The 14,480-nt window shown below is 43.7% G+C and carries 18 protein-coding genes; 7 read left to right on the top strand and 11 right to left on the bottom strand.

What is annotated here, in order from left to right; all coding sequences use genetic code 11:
• Positions 1-136: 136 nt before the first annotated feature.
• On the bottom strand, positions 137-433 hold the full coding sequence (locus DLM75_RS11480) for a hypothetical protein (protein ID WP_118968664.1): 297 nt from the start codon (positions 431-433) through the stop codon (positions 137-139).
• The gene (lipA, locus tag DLM75_RS11475) at positions 421-1,326 is read right to left on the bottom strand and encodes a lipoyl synthase (RefSeq protein ID WP_118968663.1); all 906 of its coding nucleotides are present in this window, start codon (positions 1,324-1,326) and stop codon (positions 421-423) included. Before lipA ends, DLM75_RS11480 begins: the two co-directional genes overlap by 13 nt.
• Before the next feature lie 115 nt (positions 1,327-1,441).
• On the opposite strand from lipA, the gene DLM75_RS11470 reads away from it, so the two are divergent.
• From DLM75_RS11470 to DLM75_RS11460, 3 genes are read left to right on the top strand one after another with little or no spacing between them, the layout of a single operon-like run.
• A complete protein-coding gene (locus DLM75_RS11470; RefSeq protein WP_118969151.1) occupies positions 1,442-2,179 on the top strand; it encodes a pseudouridine synthase in 738 nt (245 codons plus the stop codon).
• Entirely contained in the window at positions 2,176-3,594 is a 1,419-nt protein-coding gene (locus DLM75_RS11465; protein WP_118969152.1) for an MBOAT family O-acyltransferase, read from the top strand. Before DLM75_RS11470 ends, DLM75_RS11465 begins: the two co-directional genes overlap by 4 nt.
• Before the next feature lie 8 nt (positions 3,595-3,602).
• Positions 3,603-4,637 carry a DUF1574 domain-containing protein gene (locus DLM75_RS11460; RefSeq protein ID WP_118968662.1) on the top strand — a complete coding sequence of 345 codons (1,035 nt, stop codon included), beginning with the start codon at positions 3,603-3,605 and terminating at the stop codon, positions 4,635-4,637.
• A 436-nt stretch (positions 4,638-5,073) separates the two neighbouring features.
• On the opposite strand, the gene fsa is transcribed toward DLM75_RS11460, so the two are convergent.
• The 6 genes from fsa to purN form a co-directional block, all read right to left on the bottom strand.
• Positions 5,074-5,718, bottom strand: coding sequence for a fructose-6-phosphate aldolase (gene fsa, locus DLM75_RS11455; RefSeq protein WP_118968661.1), 645 nt, complete (start codon positions 5,716-5,718; stop codon positions 5,074-5,076).
• Between the two features lie 140 nt (positions 5,719-5,858).
• The gene (locus DLM75_RS11450) at positions 5,859-6,092 is read right to left on the bottom strand and encodes a hypothetical protein (RefSeq protein ID WP_118968660.1); all 234 of its coding nucleotides are present in this window, start codon (positions 6,090-6,092) and stop codon (positions 5,859-5,861) included.
• 65 nt (positions 6,093-6,157) lie between these two features.
• A complete protein-coding gene (locus DLM75_RS11445; protein WP_118968659.1) occupies positions 6,158-6,886 on the bottom strand; it encodes a hypothetical protein in 729 nt (242 codons plus the stop codon).
• A gap of 30 nt (positions 6,887-6,916) precedes the next feature.
• Positions 6,917-7,543: a hypothetical protein gene (locus DLM75_RS11440; RefSeq protein WP_118968658.1), complete on the bottom strand. Its 627-nt coding sequence runs from the start codon at positions 7,541-7,543 to the stop codon at positions 6,917-6,919.
• Position 7,544: 1 nt separating this feature from the next.
• Positions 7,545-9,080, bottom strand: a complete 1,536-nt coding sequence (gene purH, locus DLM75_RS11435) for a bifunctional phosphoribosylaminoimidazolecarboxamide formyltransferase/IMP cyclohydrolase (protein WP_118968657.1) — start codon at positions 9,078-9,080, stop codon at positions 7,545-7,547.
• A 4-nt stretch (positions 9,081-9,084) separates the two neighbouring features.
• Positions 9,085-9,711, bottom strand: coding sequence for a phosphoribosylglycinamide formyltransferase (gene purN / locus DLM75_RS11430; RefSeq protein ID WP_118968656.1), 627 nt, complete (start codon positions 9,709-9,711; stop codon positions 9,085-9,087).
• Between the two features lie 313 nt (positions 9,712-10,024).
• Here purN and fliS point away from each other — a divergent pair, with 313 nt between their 5' ends.
• The 3 genes from fliS to DLM75_RS11415 are packed head-to-tail and all read left to right on the top strand — an operon-like array spanning position 10,025 to position 11,385.
• Positions 10,025-10,474 (top strand): flagellar export chaperone FliS, encoded by a 450-nt coding sequence (fliS, locus tag DLM75_RS11425; protein ID WP_069607446.1) that lies wholly within the window; start codon positions 10,025-10,027, stop codon positions 10,472-10,474.
• A 3-nt stretch (positions 10,475-10,477) separates the two neighbouring features.
• Positions 10,478-10,903, top strand: coding sequence for a hypothetical protein (locus DLM75_RS11420; protein ID WP_118968655.1), 426 nt, complete (start codon positions 10,478-10,480; stop codon positions 10,901-10,903).
• Positions 10,897-11,385: a DnaJ domain-containing protein gene (locus tag DLM75_RS11415; RefSeq protein ID WP_118969150.1), complete on the top strand. Its 489-nt coding sequence runs from the start codon at positions 10,897-10,899 to the stop codon at positions 11,383-11,385. The genes DLM75_RS11420 and DLM75_RS11415 overlap by 7 nt, the downstream gene beginning before the upstream one ends.
• Here the strand turns inward: DLM75_RS11415 and DLM75_RS11410 are convergent.
• The 3 genes from DLM75_RS11410 to DLM75_RS11400 are packed head-to-tail and all read right to left on the bottom strand — an operon-like array spanning position 11,372 to position 13,080.
• Positions 11,372-11,869: an LIC11661 family lipoprotein gene (locus DLM75_RS11410; RefSeq protein WP_118968654.1), complete on the bottom strand. Its 498-nt coding sequence runs from the start codon at positions 11,867-11,869 to the stop codon at positions 11,372-11,374. The two genes, DLM75_RS11415 and DLM75_RS11410, sit on opposite strands and share 14 nt — an antisense overlap.
• On the bottom strand, positions 11,866-12,420 hold the full coding sequence (locus tag DLM75_RS11405) for an HNH endonuclease (protein ID WP_118968653.1): 555 nt from the start codon (positions 12,418-12,420) through the stop codon (positions 11,866-11,868). The genes DLM75_RS11410 and DLM75_RS11405 overlap by 4 nt, the downstream gene beginning before the upstream one ends.
• Positions 12,421-12,465: 45 nt before the next feature.
• Positions 12,466-13,080, bottom strand: a complete 615-nt coding sequence (locus DLM75_RS11400; protein ID WP_118968652.1) for a DedA family protein — start codon at positions 13,078-13,080, stop codon at positions 12,466-12,468.
• 123 nt (positions 13,081-13,203) lie between these two features.
• Here DLM75_RS11400 and DLM75_RS11395 point away from each other — a divergent pair, with 123 nt between their 5' ends.
• A complete protein-coding gene (locus tag DLM75_RS11395) occupies positions 13,204-14,349 on the top strand; it encodes a deoxyguanosinetriphosphate triphosphohydrolase (RefSeq protein WP_167731756.1) in 1,146 nt (381 codons plus the stop codon).
• Positions 14,350-14,480: the final 131 nt, after the last annotated feature.

The raw sequence follows: 14,480 nt of genomic DNA, 5'->3' as shown, positions 1-14,480 counted from the left end.
TCGCAGAAGATTCCGAGTTTTACATAGGTTCTTCAAGATACACTTTGTAGGAAAGGAAGAAAGAATAGATTCTTTTCCGATGATTTGGGATCTTTTCCCTTTCTAAATTTCTTTTTGAGAAAACGGAGGCCAAAAGTTATTCGAACTTTTGGTTCCAGAGAGAAAGAATCGATTCTAAAATTTCTTCCATATCCAAGAGCATCACTTGCTCCTTCCAATGAAGAATCATCTTATTCTTTCCAAATCGATTGATTTCCGCCCAGTGCGCTTCTACCTTCGGAATCAAATTGATCGTTTTTTCTAGGAGATCCTTAACTTCGGATCGACTGACGGGACCTTCTTTTCCTGAAAGAAACTGAATGATCGAATGATATAAGATTTTCTTAATCTCTTCCGGCGGTGGGTGAGGAGTAGGATCTTCTACAGAGTCCATGAGACTTGCTCGTCTGCGTGGTAAGAACTTCTTACCAACGGACCGGAGAACACACCTTTGAATCCGATAGATTTTCCGTAAATTCTCAATTCCTTAAATACATCCGGAGATACGTATTCTTTTACGGGAAGATGGGTTGGGGTGGGTTGAAGATATTGTCCTAATGTGAGCAAGGAAACTCCTACCTGCACGAGATCTCGCATACATTCTTTGACTTCTTCCACGGTTTCTCCCATTCCCAAAATCAATCCGCTCTTCGTGAGGAAGCCGCGTTCTCCGGCGATCCTTAACACTTCCAAGGAGCGATCGTATTTTTTTTGAGGAGCCACTTCAGGAAAAAGTCTTTGGACGGTTTCGACGTTGTGATTGAAGACATCGGGATTGGATTGAAAGATGATTTCTAACGATTCTAACTTTGCTTTGAGATCGGGAACTAAAAATTCGATCTTACATTCGGGAAGACCCTCCCGGATTCTTACCAAGGTTTCCGCAAAATGCGCGGCTCCTCCGTCCTCTAAGTCGTCCCGATTGACCGCTGTGATCACAACGTGCTTGAGTCCGAGTGCGATCGCCGATTCTGCGACTCTTTGCGGTTCTCCTTTGTCGAGAGGTTTCGGTTTTCCAGAGGCCACGTCACAATAGGAACAACGTCTCGTACAAATGTCTCCTCCCAGCATATACGTCGCTGTTTTTCGGGACCAACAGTGATTGAGATTGGGACAAGAGGCGCTTTCACAGACCGTGTTGAGTTTTTTATCTTCGAGGGATTCTCTCACGATCTCGACCGCATTGTTTTGTGGATCGGGAAAGGTAAGTTTTACTTTGAGCCATTCCGGTTTTTCCGGCGCTTCTTGAATCGAATGAGTGCGGGGCTTTTTTTTCAGGGGATTCATCGTAACTTAGACCAGATTGTGCCGAACTTTCACTTCTATCCTGGCTCGGGGAAGACTAAGGTCAACGAAGTTTTAGGTAGAAGATTTTTGGAATCTTTCTGAAATGGATGAATCGATGAAGTCTCAGGACGATTTATCCCCGAAGGAAGGAATCCGTATCAATCGTTATCTCGCCGATTGTGGCCTCGGGTCCCGGAGGAAAGCAGAAGAATGGATCCTCAAAGGAGAAATCGAGATCAACGGAAAAAAAGTGACCGATCTCGCAGAAAGAGTTTTGCCTGAGACAGATGTAGTTTCTTTTCGTGGAAAGGTATTGCGTTCCGATCGGGAACCGAAGCAACTTTTGCTCCTGAATAAACCGGCTGGGTATCTTTGCTCTCATCAGGACCGATTTCACGAAAAAACCGTCTTTTCCCTACTTCCGGAAAAATTTAAGAATTATAAGATCGCAGGCAGACTGGACTTGAATTCTCGCGGACTTCTTCTTCTGACAAATGACGGTGAGCTTGCCCAAAAGATTTCCCATCCTTCCAACGGTTCGGAGAAAGAATATCTGGTTTGGCTGAAATTCGATCCGGGAGAAAAGGAGATTCAGACCGCTTTCCAGAAAGGGATTTTAGATGCAGGAGAAATTCTACGTGCGAAGATGGTTAAACTTGTTCCCGGGAAAGACTGCGTCTATCGTGTGATTCTCGGAGAGGGAAAGAAAAGACAAATCAGAAGAATGTTCCATTCTTTGGGAACGCACGTGTTGGATCTTCAGAGGATTCGAGTTGGATCGATTCAATTAGAAAAACTAAATCTTCCGGAAGGTAAATATCTTCTGAAAGACGCCGTTGGGGTTTGGGAATGAATTTTTTAAGTATAGAATTTCTTTTATTTTTTTTAGTCTTCTACTTGGTCTATTGGAACATTCCGGAAAAGGGAAGAAAGTATCTTCTCGTCGTCGGATCCGCATTCTTTTATTCCGTCTTCAGTCTTAATTTTCTTCTGCATCTCGTTCTGGTCGTTTTCGTCAACTGGCTCTTGTTTCATTTTGCGAAAGAAAAGTCCTGGTATGTAAAAGCGGCTGTAACCCTCAACTTACTCAACTTGGGTTTATTCAAATATTTTTATTTACTCATGGAGTTCGTCGGCTTTGTTCTTTCGATACCGGCTCTTCAGGAAAAAACGCTCCTGGATGAAAAATTGTCATCCGTTTTCGGTTTGACCGGCTTTGAAGTCGTTCTTCCCGCAACGATCAGTTATTACACCTTCCAATTGATTTCATTAGCGGTGGATTCAAGGCGAGATGGTTCTCAAAAGAACGTTACTCTTTCCGGAATGTTTTCCTATATCTTCTTCTTTCCCGTGATGATAGCGGGGCCGATTCTCCGATACGATCAGGTCTGCGACCAATTTGTAGCCCCTTCTATGAACCCGTCCAAACTTACGGAAGGACTCTGGTTGTTTTTGAGAGGAATCGTAAAAAAAGGACTTTTGTCCGCGGCGGTCGTACCTTTGATCACACCCGCCTTTCTTTCTCCGAAGGATTATTCGGGTCTTGCGCTTTTGCTGACTTGTTTTCTTTTTGCGATGAATCTCTACTTCGACTTTTCGGGATTAACGGATATGGCGAGGGGACTAGGAAAACTGATGGGCTTCGATCTCCCGGAAAACTTCAAGGCTCCTTTTTTCTTTCAGAGTTTTGGTGACCTTTGGAGAAGATGGCATCTAACGTTCTCTTATTGGATCCGGGATTATATCTATATTCCTCTCGGGGGTTCTCGAAAGGGAGAATTTAGAACCTCCGTAAATTTTATCATCACCTTTATGTTAGGCGGACTTTGGCACGGGGCAAGTCTGAATTTCTTATTTTGGGGACTTCTCACGGGAATTTATCTTTCTCTGGAGAGACTTTTCGAAGTTCAGAAATGGAGAATTCTTCCGGAGATTCCTTACGTAAAACCGACGCTTCGTTATCTTTTTGTGTTACTCGTTTACTCGATCTCGTGGACTTTCTTTTTTACGCCTGATTTTAATTCCGCGATCTCTTCGATCGGAAGAATTTTGACATTTCAAAAAGGTCAGGGATTGAGCGGATTGGAAAGCGGAATTTATATGTTGATTTTTGTTTTTCTTTTCCATGCATCCGAAGAATGGCCGGAGAAATTTTCCGTTCCGGAAAAATGGCGTGTACGATTGTTGCCGATCTTGGGACTCGTAATCCTATTCATCATGGTCGGAATGAACGCGGGCAACGCAGACTTTTTTTACTCTAAGTTTTGAGCGGTACTATGAAACGAATGTATATCTATTATCCGGTGATCTTTTTAGTTTTCGTATTTTGTTTAGATAAAATTTTTACGATCGAATACTTTCAGAAGAATTTTATTCAAGCGGGCAATACGGTCTATTATACACAACGGAAAGCCTTATTTGAAAAAATGAGGCAAGACAAGGATCTAAAGGATCATTCTCTCGCACTGGCTTTTGGAGATTCCAGGGCCTATCCGTACTCGGTCATCGGGATGGATAAGAAATTTCAAAAAGATTGGCTTCTTTATAATTTTTCCGGCCCGCAGGCGGTTCCGGCATACGGCTATTATTGGTTTGAAAAAATTCTGAAGGAAGGCATCAAACCAAAGTTGGTTTTTTATGTCGTAAGTCCGGAAGGATTTGATGATACAAAAGGAATGTATTACGATCCGTTTTTAAAATTCGGAGCCGATGACGAATTCATTCTGAAGTATTTGGATCAGATCTCAATGGAAGATCGAAAGAAGTTGTTTTTAGATCGTCTTTTTGCGGTTCGACGAATCAATCCCGATCTAAAGTTATTCTATCGAAGAATGCAGGAAGGGAAACTTTCCGAATACAATCCGGCACTAAATACGGATTACATTGTTCTTAATTTATATCGCGGAGAGCAGTTCGCTTATACGACCTTCCTCAACGATCCGGATCGTTTGGAAAAGGACGCGGCTCGAATTCGGAATTTGTATCTTTCGACTTTCACACAAGGACAAACTCAATTCTACTTTGTGGAGGAGTTTCTCAAATTGGCAAAGGAGAATGACGTAAAGGTGTATCTGATTTGGCCGAAAGTATACGAAACGTATCGCAAAAGATATTACGAACTCGGTATGGAAAAAAACTGGTGGCCCAAAATCCAAAGCCTTACCAAAGAATACGGCGCCGTTTCCGTGGATCTAAATACGCAGACTTCTTGCGATTTATTTTATGACGCGTCCCATCAGTCGATCATGTGTTTCTTGGAATCGATGAAACTGATGATGGATGACTATTACGGATTCAAAAAAATACCATAAACCAATTCGAAGATTCTAACTTTCTTTTTGAAGAAAGACGTTTCGAGTGATTGTCTCGTTTTGCATGGGGAGGGTCCTTTTGACACTCTTACAAATTGCGATGTAATAAATCTTGAACCAAGGTTTTCTTTCCGACGGTCACGGTTGCACTCTCGAATTTTGCGGTTCCTTAGGATCAGTATCTAAAGAAACGGATTTCCCATTTCAGTTCTGCCACGTGGCCGAAATCGCCGCATGACTTCTTATGAGTTCTTTGCTTCTATCCAAACTGAGCACTTGGGGAATTTTTGAAAAAGGGATGATGTTGAAATAGAATTCGAAGTCCTGCGTTTCGTTTTGTCCTTTGAAACGATCGTCGCATTCAAAGGAAAGAAAGTTAAAGGAGCCTTCTATTCATTTCAAAGCCCTCAAGATCCGAGGGCTTTGAAAAAAGAAATTACCACTTTAGTTTTTTTGCGTCTTCTAAGAATTTTTCCAAACCGATATCGGTGAGAGGATGTTTGAAAAGTTGCAAGAATGCGGAGTGAGGCATCGTCGCACAATCGGCCCCTCGGAGTGCGGATTCTTTTAAGTGCATTGGCCCACGGATCGAAGCGGCAAGAATTCTTGTGTCATATCCGTAATTGTCATAGATCTCTCTGATTTCGGTAATGAGTTCCATTCCGTCCCAGCTCGTATCGTCGACCCTTCCGATAAAAGGAGAAATAAAAGTGGCGCCGGCTTTCGCGGCCAACAACGCCTGTGGGGCTGAGAAACAAAGGGTTACATTGGTAGGAATGTTTCTTTTGGTAAGTTCCACTACGGTTTTGAGTCCTTCCGGAATCAAAGGAACTTTTACCACTACGTTTTCTGCGATTTCTACGAGTTCGAGCGCTTCCTTCAACATTCCGTCGAACTTTGTGGAAAGTACTTCCGCGCTTACAGGGCCTGGAACGATCGCACAAATTTCTTTGATGACTTCTTTAAAATTTCTTCCGGACTTGGCGATGATGGAAGGATTGGTCGTGACTCCGTCCACAAGACCGTAGGACGCGATCTCTTTGATTTCGTCAATGTTGGCTGTATCCAGGTATAATTCCACTGATAGAACTCCTCAAAAATATGTGCTTAGAGCATGGTTGGAAAGCGAGGCCAAGGTCAATAGAATTTTGGAAGAATCCTATTCTTTTGGAAAGAGGGAAATGATTCGAAAAGGAGGCTTCGAATTGGTTTCGAATCATGTCAATCGACAACTCGAGTGGTTTGTATCGGTTGGTCGATTTCGGTTTTGTTTTCGACCTCGTTTCTTGCGTGCGCTGGAATCCAGTTTGCGACAATGCGGGAAACCGAATGTTTCAAAGCCTGGTTTTTTTCTGAAACGGGAAACCCGATTCTTTTTCCGTACTTTCGGAACGTTCGTTTCCAATCGAACTTAAGATTTTGAATCCTGGAAAAACTTTCTCCAGTGAATCTCATTCTTAAAATTCGGTTCGTATCAAAGTGACGGTAGAAAAAAAACGTGGAACTTTTGATTCGTATGTTTATGGAATCAAATCACGAAGTGTTTTGATTTCTTCGGCGCTGAAGAATTCTTTGTATTCTTTTTCGATTTGGAATTTGATCGAAGAACTGAAATAATCGACTCTTCTCGTAAAAGGCATTTTTTTATAGGATTCTTTCCACTGAACGATATAGCCGCCCTTCGGAGGGGATTGTTTTTCATCCGTTTTTTCCCAAAGGACCGCGCCGCCGATTTTGTTTTCTGCTAAGGCTTCCTTCTTCGGCTTTCCGTACTTCTGTTCCAATTTTTGTTGAACTTCTTTTCCGGGAAGATAACGAAACAAAACTCCAACGGAAAATAAAACTCCCGGAGCGGAATGATTCCCATCATCCATTTCCGATTTGTTTTCCGCAGTCGGTGTAGTCGCGGTTTGACCCTTGGGTCTCGAATCCAAAACGATTTTCGGCGTAGAATAAAAACGATACGAATAAAGAATTCCGTTTCTTCGAATCAGAAGTGTTTTTTCCTTATCTTCAAAAACGATCTCCACCTTCTCGTCGTTCTGCGGGTTTGTGGAAAGAGATAAGAATTTCTCACGAAGGTTCGCGTAACTTTCTCCCCAAGAAGATTCAGCAAAACCTTCCAAAAGGTTGAGAGCCTCTTGTTGGGTATTGTTCGGTTGTCTTCGATTCGGACCTTCGTCCGGCAACTGCGCGAATAGGGACGCAGGAAAGATGATCAACGTGAGGAGAAGAACGAGAATTCTCATATTCTAACTATCGGCAATTTTTTTAGAAACTTATTCAGATTCTTCCTCATAGGAAGTCTTTTTCGGACCGGAGAAATGAATTCCTCCGATCTTCACCTTTCCGTTCCAACGCAAAACGAGCAATACACCGATGATTCCAACGTTCGGAAGTACGAATAAGAATGGGATTTCATGAAAAAGGCCGTACACCGCAAGATTGGACGCTATGACCGAAATCGAACAACCGCTGAGAACCGGAACTTCCTGTTCAAAAAAACGAACCAAAAAGTGATTGGGACTCGTGGACGGAAGGTCTTTCAAAATCAAATCCACCAAAACTCCGTATGTCGTAAAAAGAGTCACCGGAAGTAAAAAAGAAAGAAAGAAATAATTTCCAAATGCGTCCGCGTAATGAGGAGCTCCGATGATTCCTCCCATCAAAGTCCAAAGATACGAAATGAAAGCGGAGATGGAGAATGCGATCGCCCCGTACTGAAGACTTCCCCCGGATTCCAAAAGTTTGAGCAATTCTTCCGGAAGAATTCGGATCCAGTCCACGAGTTCGGGTCTTTCAAAGGAATCTCTTCCGGAAAGAAACAGAAGTTTGAAGTAATAGCTCACAAGAACCAAAACACTCGTAACGAATCCGAAGAAGATGAGATAGAGTAGGAATTCCATATCAGTGTCTGAAGTGCCTCATACCTGTAAAAACCATAATCAATCCGTGTTCGTCCGCGGCCTGGATCACTTCCGGATCTCGCACGGAGCCTCCGGGTTGAATGATCGCCTTGGCTCCCGCTTTTGCGAGTGCATCGATTCCATCTCGAAACGGAAAGAATGCGTCGCTGGCAACATAAGAACCCACGACGGAAAGTCCAACGTTTAACGCTTTGTTGGCGCCTAACTGGACCGAGTCGACTCTCGACATCTGACCCGCTCCGATTCCAAGGGTCGCATTTTCTTCCGTATAAACGATCGCATTGGATTTGATAAATCGAACGCAGGACCAGGCAAACATCAAACCTCGTATGTCTTCCGGAGTCGGTTGTTTTTTACTTACGATTTTTAAATCTTTTTCGGTGATCGTTGTATAATCCCTATCTTGAATCAGAAGTCCGTGATGAATCGGTCTGAGATCCAATTCGTCCAATGCTTCTTTGAAGTCTTCGATCTCGATGAGACGAATGTTCGGCTTCTTGGAAAAAATCTCAAGAGCTTCCGGAGTAAACTTCTGAGCAATCACGCCTTCCACAAAGTTTTCAGTGATTACGGTCGCGAGTTCCCCGTTTACGAGTCCCTTGATTCCGATCACGCCGCCGAACGCAGAGATCGGATCCGTTCTTCTCGCGAGTTGATAGGCTTCCAAAGGATCGTCCGCATACGCGATCCCACAAGGGTTGAGGTGTTTGATGATACAAACGGTGTTTTCCGGAAGAAGACTTGAAATGTGAAACGCCGCGTCGAAGTCCAACATATTGTTAAACGACAACTCCTTTCCTTGTAAAGGGGAGAAATCGCTCTTTGTAAACAGAGGTTCGTAAAAGGCTGCGGCTTGGTGCGGATTTTCTCCGTATCTGAGTTTTTGTTTTTTTAAGAAAGAAAGATTGAGAACGTCCGGGAAAGTGTCTCCGGCTTGTTTGTTAAACCAGGAAGAGATCGCGGTGTCATACATCGCGGTATGAGAGAACGCCTTTCTCATAAACTTCGCAGACACTTCTTCGGAAATTCCTCCGGAAGAAATCAAGGACTGGGCTTCCGCATAGTCGTTCGGATCCGTGAGAACCAACGTATGTTTGTAATTCTTCGCGCCGCTACGAATCATCGAGGGCCCGCCGATATCGATATTTTCGATCGTTTCTTCCAAAAGAACACCCGGCTTGGAAACGGTTTTTAAGAAGGGATATAAATTCACGACGACAAGATCGATCTTCGGAATTTTCAACTCGTCCATCTTTTGTTTGTGTGCCGGATTCGAGATCACTCCTAAAAGTCCTCCGTGAACTTTCGGATGTAAGGTTTTGACTCTCCCGTCTAAGATCTCCGGAAAACCCGTATAGTCGTCGATGGCAATCGCGTTGATTCCTTTTTCTTTGAGAAGTTTGAGCGTTCCGCCTGTGGAAATAATTTCCACTCCGTTTTGATTTAAGAATTGTGCGAACTCGACTAAACCGGATTTATCGCTGACCGAAATCAGGGCTCTTTTGATTTGTATCATTTGTTTATTGAATGCTGACCTTTCTATTTTGGATCTGAAGTCGACCCTCGCAAAAATACTGAACCGCGAGTGGCAGGATTTTATGTTCCTCTTTAAGAATCTCTAGAGTCAAATCTCTTTCCGACATTCCTTCCTTGATTTTCACCACTCCCTGCAAAATCACGGGACCGGAATCGACTCCCTCGTCCACAAAATGAGCCGTACATCCGGCGATTTTGACTCCGTATTCAAAGGCTTGTTTTTGGGCGCTCAGTCCGGGAAACGCGGGTAAAAGAGAAGGATGAATATTGATGATCCGATTCGTAAAGGCACGGATGATTTCGGGTTTAAGAATCTTCATATATCCGGCAGTGACGATGAGATCGGGTTGGAGTTCCAAGAGTCGATCGAGAAGGGCTTTGTGATAGGCCGATTTGTCTGTAAAGGATTTAAAATCCAGAACTTGAGAGGGAAGACCGAATTCTTTTGAAACTTCCAAGGCCTTACATGCAGGATTGTCCGTGAGAAGGGATATTCCCGTTCCCGCGATCTTTCCTTTCTTCAAATTCTCGAGAACGGCCTTCAAATTGGAGCCTCTTCCGGACGCTAAAAATACGATCTTTTTTTTGGGTTTTGTAAACAGACTTGCCAAGGAAATTCTATCCGGGTAAAATCAGAGTTGTTCGTCTTTTCACCCTTTGGTAGGGCATTGACTTTGGGTTCTTCAAAATCCAAAAAAGAATTCCTTGTTACCAAGGTCTTGTCCGAAGAGAGTCAAACCTCTCGGATTTGACCGGTGATCGGACATAGCTCGGCAAAAGGCCTAGTTGGAGTTCGAATTCGAAAATTCGGACGGTTTGAAAGTCTCAAAAATGCACGAAAGTTTTGGGAGAAACCGTAAGAATGTTCTGACCCAGCATTAAGGAGGCAACCGTTTTTGTCGAAGAGTATTTCAGGAGAGATACATGTCACTTGCCAGAAAATCCACAGCGACCGTTGAACAATATAAATCCAACGAAATCTCGACTGTCAGCCAGGGAAAACTCATCGTCATGCTTTATGACGGGGCGATCCGTTTTCTCAATATCGCTCTGGAGAACAACACTCCTAGAAAATACGATGTGGTTAACAATCATATCCTCAAAGCGGGGGAAATCGTAACCGAACTCATGCTTGCTCTCAATTTGGAACAAGGCGGGGAAGTGGCGAACAACCTTTTAGGAATCTACGTTTACATCAAAAAACGTCTGCTCGAAGCGAACATGAAAAAAGATTCCGAGATCATTCAAGAAATTATCAAGTATATGGAAGATCTAAAATCGGCTTGGGAAGAAATCGAGAAAAAAGAAAAGTCCAACGTAGTTTCCGCACCTTTCCAGGGAAGCCGCGGAAGCGGATTGTCCATCCAGGGATAGAATTTGTCTTCAGTCGATCGGAAACAAAACGCACCGAACCTTGTCGTCCTCATTGAAGAAAAAATTCTTCTTTTGGACGAGCTGATTCGAAATCAAAAACGCCAAATCGAAGTTTTCGGCTTTGGAGACGGCGAGGCGGGCGCAAAGATCGAAGACTCCAATCTCAAACTCGTGGACAAACTCTGTTCCATCGATCGTAAGATTGAAAAACTGGAAGAGGGCGTTCCGCAGAATTTAGAGCTCATCGAAATAACGGAAACCCTGTTTCAGAAATTGGAAGAATCCAGACTTCTCCATTCTCAAGTGGAAGAAAGAATGAAGAATATTCTAAAAGAATATCAGAAAGAATTGAACGTAGCTCAGGTTCAAATCCAACTCAAACGTCACCTCCATCTCAGACAAGACTTTTGGAAAACGGGGACCTGTTAGAACGAGCCCTGGAGTTTTTGGGTTTGGACCCGGGGTTTACGGAAGAAGAACTCAAAAGTCGTTTTTATCTCCTCTCGAAAAAATACCATCCCGATACGGGCGAATTTTCAAGCGATTCTCTATTCAAGGAGTTGATCGAATATAGGGACGTTCTCTATTCTTATCTCGAAAAAGAAACATTCCAAAAGGAGAATATAATTTCCCGAGCTTCTCATTCGCATCTTCAAAAAACGGATTATGACCTTTACAAACTCGCACGGGAAAATTACGATTCCGCAATTCACGAGTATTATAAGACGACCGACGGCAATCCCATCTACTTAAAGGGTGAGGAGAATCCGGCGCTACGGAAATTAAGGAATTCCTTGTTAAGCGCAAAGAACGGGTTTGAAAAATTGATTCAGTCGTTTCCGGAAAGTATCTGGATTGCGGACGCAAAAGATACTTTGCAAAAGATAGAGATTTGGTTTAAGGAACCTTGAGGGAGTTGGATGGCATCGAAAATACGAACCCGGAAGTGCTTCCATTCGTAATGCTGATCACAAGAACCTGAGAACGCAACGTTAGATATTGTCCCGAAGTCACGGTCACGTTCATTTTGCAGATTCGATTTGCGTTTTCCCCCGTTGCGGGCGTCGCAAGAGGACCACTGTTCGGGCTGAGTTCAATGGAATACTCCAGAGGTTGGTTCGGTATCAGATTTAAAACTCCGCCGACGCAGTCAATCCCTGCATTCAAATCCGCCGGAAATCGAGATTCGTTTTCCGTGTTTCCCACAAAAAGGCGATAGCCGCTAAAGAGAAGTTCCGGGTTTCCCGCTCTCATTCTGAGTTCGTATCCGGTTGCGATCGGAACGATACTGATCAGAGTCGGAGGTGTGGAAATCAATCTAGTCGTGGAATAGTGAGGACATCCGAAAAGAAAAGAAATTACTGGAAGAAGAAATAGAATAGAAAGACGTTTCAAAAAGAAATATACTCCCGCCAGCCGAACTTCTCCGCCTGCTGATCCGATATTGAGAAGAGTGGAAAGCGTAGCTTGGGTGTCACCCGATTTTCTTCCGGCAAGTTCCACTTCAATTCGGAGAGAAGTTTATTTCCTTTTCGAGTGTTGCAGTGTTTACAAGCGGCCACCAGATTCTCCCAAGAATTAAAATCCTTCGGCTTCTCTTTTTTGGGAACTCCGTCCCAGCGACTTCTCGGAATCACGTGGTCCAGGGTCAGCTTCGAGCTAGGAAATTTTTTTCCACAATAGACACAGTGATAGTTGTCTCTTTGAAAGATATTTTCCCGGGAAACTCGGTCCTTTCTGGGTGGAACTTTGAAATAATCTCTGAGAAGAATGATTCGAGGCGCCGTGAATTTGAGTTTTTCGGAACGAATGAGAAGACTTTCATCGTCCTTGATCAGCTGGGCTTTTTCAAGAATGATAAGGATGAGGGCGTCCTTGACCGACCGGATCCCGATGGGGACGTAACCGGCATTCAGCACAAGCACCGGCTGCGCAAGAATGTCCATAACTGGTCAAACAATAGCCGAATGCAAAAAGATGTAAAGAAATTCTTATAGAGCCGATGATCGTTTCTTTCGAATCCAATATGTGGTTCCAAAGATGAGGATGGCCGCTCCCAAAAGTCCGAAGACCGTTAGTTGACCTTGGTGAACCCAGGAAAGAAGGGTGTCGAAGTTGTGAGCCCCGAAATAACCAAGATAGACCCAGACCGGAACCGAAATGATCGCGGCCATAAAATCGAGCGCGACAAAACGATAAAAGGAGATTCGATCCGAGGTTCCCGCAGTGAGATAAATCGGCATTCGAAGCCCAGGCATAAAACGAGCCATAAACGTGACCCAATTTCCGTATTTTCCGATCTTGTCCTGGACTTTGGCGAACCGCTCCGGTGTTACGATTCTTGAAATCATAGGAATCTGTAAAACTCGAATTCCGTAGATTCTTCCGAGTAAAAAAACGGATGCGTCTCCGATGAGAACTCCCGCCATTCCAACCAAAAACATAAAGTGTGGATCCGCTTTTCCGAGTCCCGCGATGACACCGCCGGAAACCAAGGAAATATCTTCCGGAACCGGAAGTCCGAAACCGCAGAGGATGAGTACTAAAAAAACGGCGATGTATCCGTATTCGGAGAAGATATGAACGAGAAGATTTAAGAATTCCATTCCTACTTGTAACGCCTTGGGTTAGGATTTCAGAGACAGTAAAATCTGGCTCCTTTAAAATAGCAGTAAACAAACAAAAAAAGTAAGGAGACTTTTGAGAAAAGTTCCCGATTTTGGGGATTAGTGTATTATTCCAGAAACGAATTGATTCAAAAAGAAGAAACGGGTCTCGCTCCGTATGCGGTTTCCAGCGCCAAAAACGGAGGAAGAATCTACGAGGAAGAAGAACATTCCTACCGACTTCCGTTCCAGAGAGACCGAGATCGGGTCCTTCACTCCAGCGCCTTCAAACGTCTCCAATACAAAACCCAGGTTTTTATCTTTTCGGTGGGAGAAAATTATAGAAATCGAATGACTCATACTTTGGAAGTGGCGGGTCTTTCTCGTACGATCGCTTCCGCCTTGGGTCTCAATTCTCATCTTTCCGAAACGATCGCGCTCGCTCACGATCTCGGTCATACTCCGTTTGGACACGCAGGTCAAGACGTCCTTTCCGGTTTGATGAAAGACCACGGAGGATTCGAACACAACAAACAGTCCTTACGGATCGTAACGGGCATTGAAAAAAAATATCCCGGCTTTCCCGGTTTGAATCTTTGTAGAGAAACGTTGAAAGGACTTATGAAACACGGAGCGGAATACGAAACTTCCGGAATGCTCTTGTCCAGACAGGAAGACGGACCTTCTCTCGAAGGGATGATCGCAGATCTTTCCGATGAAATCGCATATACGAGTCACGATATCGAAGACGGTTGGGAGATGGGTTATCTCCATCTCGGAGACTTATCCGAAAATCCATTTTGGAACGAGGTCTATCAAGACTGTAAAACACGTTATCCGGAAGCGGCCGAAAAAATCCTCATCCGAACTTCGATTCGAAATCTAACGAACGCGATGGTATCGGATCTCATTCGAAATATATCCTCTCAATTGGAAACGAATCAGGTTCGCTCCAGAGAAGATCTAGGAAAAATTTGGAAACAAGGTGTGAGAATCGCTAATTTTTCCGAAGACGTCGATGCGAAGTTCCGGGAACTCAAATCCTTTTTGTATGAAAGATTGTATCGTCACGAGGATCTCGTAAGAATGAGCGATTACGGAAAAAAAGTGATCGAATCCTTATTTGATTATTTTCTCAAACATCCCGAAAAAATTCCGGAGACATACAAGGAAAGAATCGAGGAAGAATCCTTATATCGTGTGATCAGCGACTACGTCGCGGGAATGACCGACCGATACGCTGAAAAAATCTACCAGTCATTACCTTAGAATTTCCATTTAGAATTTTCTGTTATTGCTCCACTGAAGTCTCTGTTTCCGTTTTAGGAGGCATTTTTACCGTCAGCCTATAGATCAAAACAACCCCGCGATTGACAAACGATAAAGAAATGAGAAAGGAA

The sequence above is a fragment of the Leptospira stimsonii genome (assembly GCF_003545885.1).
Taxonomy (GTDB): Bacteria; Spirochaetota; Leptospiria; order Leptospirales; family Leptospiraceae; genus Leptospira; species Leptospira stimsonii.
The sequence above is the reverse complement of the archived record's forward strand: the minus strand, read 5'-3'. Positions and strand labels throughout refer to the sequence as shown.

Bases quoted from the DNA above. Each gene is read 5' to 3' on its own strand.
- DLM75_RS11480 (WP_118968664.1), bottom strand. From the start codon at position 433: ATGGACTCTGTAGAAGATCCTACTCCTCACCCACCGCCGGAAGAGATT.
- lipA (WP_118968663.1), bottom strand. From the start codon at position 1,326: ATGAATCCCCTGAAAAAAAAGCCCCGCACTCATTCGATTCAAGAAGCG.
- DLM75_RS11470 (WP_118969151.1), top strand. From the start codon at position 1,442: ATGAAGTCTCAGGACGATTTATCCCCGAAGGAAGGAATCCGTATCAAT.
- DLM75_RS11465 (WP_118969152.1), top strand. From the start codon at position 2,176: ATGAATTTTTTAAGTATAGAATTTCTTTTATTTTTTTTAGTCTTCTAC.
- DLM75_RS11460 (WP_118968662.1), top strand. From the start codon at position 3,603: ATGAAACGAATGTATATCTATTATCCGGTGATCTTTTTAGTTTTCGTA.
- DLM75_RS11450 (WP_118968660.1), bottom strand. From the start codon at position 6,092: ATGAGATTCACTGGAGAAAGTTTTTCCAGGATTCAAAATCTTAAGTTC.
- DLM75_RS11445 (WP_118968659.1), bottom strand. From the start codon at position 6,886: ATGAGAATTCTCGTTCTTCTCCTCACGTTGATCATCTTTCCTGCGTCC.
- DLM75_RS11440 (WP_118968658.1), bottom strand. From the start codon at position 7,543: ATGGAATTCCTACTCTATCTCATCTTCTTCGGATTCGTTACGAGTGTT.
- purH (WP_118968657.1), bottom strand. From the start codon at position 9,080: ATGATACAAATCAAAAGAGCCCTGATTTCGGTCAGCGATAAATCCGGT.
- fliS (WP_069607446.1), top strand. From the start codon at position 10,025: ATGTCACTTGCCAGAAAATCCACAGCGACCGTTGAACAATATAAATCC.
- DLM75_RS11405 (WP_118968653.1), bottom strand. From the start codon at position 12,420: ATGGACATTCTTGCGCAGCCGGTGCTTGTGCTGAATGCCGGTTACGTC.
- DLM75_RS11400 (WP_118968652.1), bottom strand. From the start codon at position 13,080: ATGGAATTCTTAAATCTTCTCGTTCATATCTTCTCCGAATACGGATAC.